The organism is Capnocytophaga sp. oral taxon 332 str. F0381 (assembly GCF_000318275.2).
Taxonomy (GTDB): Bacteria; Bacteroidota; Bacteroidia; order Flavobacteriales; family Flavobacteriaceae; genus Capnocytophaga; species Capnocytophaga bilenii.
This window is the reverse complement of record NZ_KB291330.1, coordinates 60,023-61,996: the sequence shown is the minus strand read 5'-3', so window position 1 is coordinate 61,996 and position 1,974 is coordinate 60,023. Positions and strand designations below refer to the sequence as shown.

Below are 1,974 nucleotides of genomic sequence, written 5' to 3'. Positions count from 1 at the left end.
TGTAGCTCGTGCCTTATCAATGAGGATTTTACAACACATCTGATACATTACCCTTTATCAACATTACCAAACAGTAAGAATTCCTTCTTCTGGTGAGATAGGAGCAATTTCTTTTATTTGTTGGTTATGATTACTAAATTTTCCTCCCCATCCTGTTATGATATTTCCTTTCAAATAAACATCAATAATTTTTGTAAAAAAGAATGGATAATTCTCAACTTTTTCTTGAAAATAGATTTCCCTTAAAGTAGTAATAAAGACTTCTTTTAGAAGTAGATTGACATTTACATTATAAACAGAATCAAAATAAAGAGATTCGATTTTAGAAAAATCAAACTTTTTATTTTTAATATAATTTTTCACTATTAAATCGGTGATTCTATTCCAAGAATTATGTTCTTTTTTGTTGTGTAGAGATAAAAAAATCTGTCCTCTGAAGCCAACTTCTATAAAAAGGTTTTCCAAAGTCACAAAGCCTTTTATATCATTTCGATAAGACAACTGTTTTTCTACCTCCTCTATTCCTGAAGAGAATTGATAATCAAAAGGAATATTGAAATCATTAACTTTCCCACAATTTCTAAACCATTTATTATCAATCATTTTTTCTGCCATTAACTTCATTTCAGATGTTAATTCTATTTTATTAAATAATTTTGAAAAAAACATAACTATTAGTGATGTGAAACTCTTTTAACATTTATATTATCAACTTTATTCCAAATGAATTTTTTGTTCTTCATTTGTTCTATTATTGCCCCCTGCTGGCGCGAGCTTGTAGCTTGTGCCTTATCAATGAGGATTTAACAACACATTTGAAACATTACCTACTTTCTTGCAAAGGAATAAAGTGCAAACAATTATCCGTATGAGTTTCTATAAGGTTTTTGAATTTCTCCGAAGCTATAATACTACCACATTGGAATAAATCGTATTTTACTTCAGCTGCTTTGATGCGTATATCAGTATAATTTTCATAATCATCTTTATCCGATACTATCTCAAATATTTTTTCTTGTTCAGCCAAACCTAAACTATAATATGAATGAGAAATAAGGTCTAAGAACTTAGGATTGTGTTTTCTGCCTTTTATATAGTTAATAGGCTCTCCTTCTCGAGGGTATATTTTAGGATTCGGAGCGTTCAAATCCCACTGCTGCCAATCTAAATTCACCAATTTAGTAAATTCAGTAGGGTGTACTTTTTCAATACCCTTGATATCGTTGTTAAGCAATAAGTCTTTTATATCCTCACGTACTACTATATACCTTGAAATAGTAGTGTATATTTCAGGAATATACGGAGCAGTACGTTCTATTTTGTGTACTTCAGTAATTTGGTAATTTTTATCCATTACAGAAAGTAATCCTTCAAAAAGGGTATTCCCATAGTCGCCCCAAGGCATTTTTCGATTTTTTATGATATAATATTTCATATTAGTGATGTTTATTCGTTCTCCTGCTGCCGCGAGCTTGTAGCTCGTGCCTTATCAATGAAGATTTAATAACGTATCTAGAATATTACCAATGTATGACCTACTTTAATATATTCCTGTAACGTCATCATACTTTTCTAAACAAACTTCATCTGCAATTCCATAAAGGTCTTGCATAGATTTATCACCTAAAGTAAAGGGTACTTCTTGAGGATTATTTATAATGTAATTATAAAATTCTTGTCCTTTACTTACTACCCAATGTGAAATATCTTCAATTCCATCTTCTGATTCTTCCATATATTCTGTGTAAGGAAAAACTTGTAAATCAGATGAAAAATCAATAAATATTTCCTGAAATTTGATAAGTTCATCTTTATCAAACTCTGTTAGAATATCTTTTAGAACATCTCTATTAGTATGAGATTTTTCTATAATATTCCAAAACCACTGCTCTCTATTCATACTTAATATTTTTAATGTAACTTTTTTAATTTTAAATCCCCCTGCTGCCGCGAGCTTGTAGCTCGTGCCTTATC

General features: G+C 29.9%; 3 protein-coding genes. All 3 read right to left on the bottom strand.

All coding sequences use genetic code 11. The annotated features are described in order from the left end of the window. Positions 1-63: 63 nt before the first annotated feature. The gene (locus HMPREF9075_RS08965; RefSeq protein WP_232305089.1) at positions 64-615 is read right to left on the bottom strand and encodes a hypothetical protein; all 552 of its coding nucleotides are present in this window, start codon (positions 613-615) and stop codon (positions 64-66) included. A gap of 208 nt (positions 616-823) precedes the next feature. Next, positions 824-1,435 (bottom strand): hypothetical protein, encoded by a 612-nt coding sequence (locus HMPREF9075_RS08960; protein ID WP_009416229.1) that lies wholly within the window; start codon positions 1,433-1,435, stop codon positions 824-826. A 105-nt stretch (positions 1,436-1,540) separates the two neighbouring features. Further along, positions 1,541-1,900: a DUF4240 domain-containing protein gene (locus HMPREF9075_RS08955; RefSeq protein ID WP_009416228.1), complete on the bottom strand. Its 360-nt coding sequence runs from the start codon at positions 1,898-1,900 to the stop codon at positions 1,541-1,543. Positions 1,901-1,974 lie beyond the last annotated feature (74 nt).

Excerpts from the sequence above, each read along its gene's own strand:
- HMPREF9075_RS08960 (WP_009416229.1), bottom strand. The coding sequence starts at position 1,435 with ATGAAATATTATATCATAAAAAATCGAAAAATGCCTTGGGGCGACTAT.
- HMPREF9075_RS08965 (WP_232305089.1), bottom strand. The coding sequence starts at position 615 with ATGGCAGAAAAAATGATTGATAATAAATGGTTTAGAAATTGTGGGAAA.
- HMPREF9075_RS08955 (WP_009416228.1), bottom strand. The coding sequence starts at position 1,900 with ATGAATAGAGAGCAGTGGTTTTGGAATATTATAGAAAAATCTCATACT.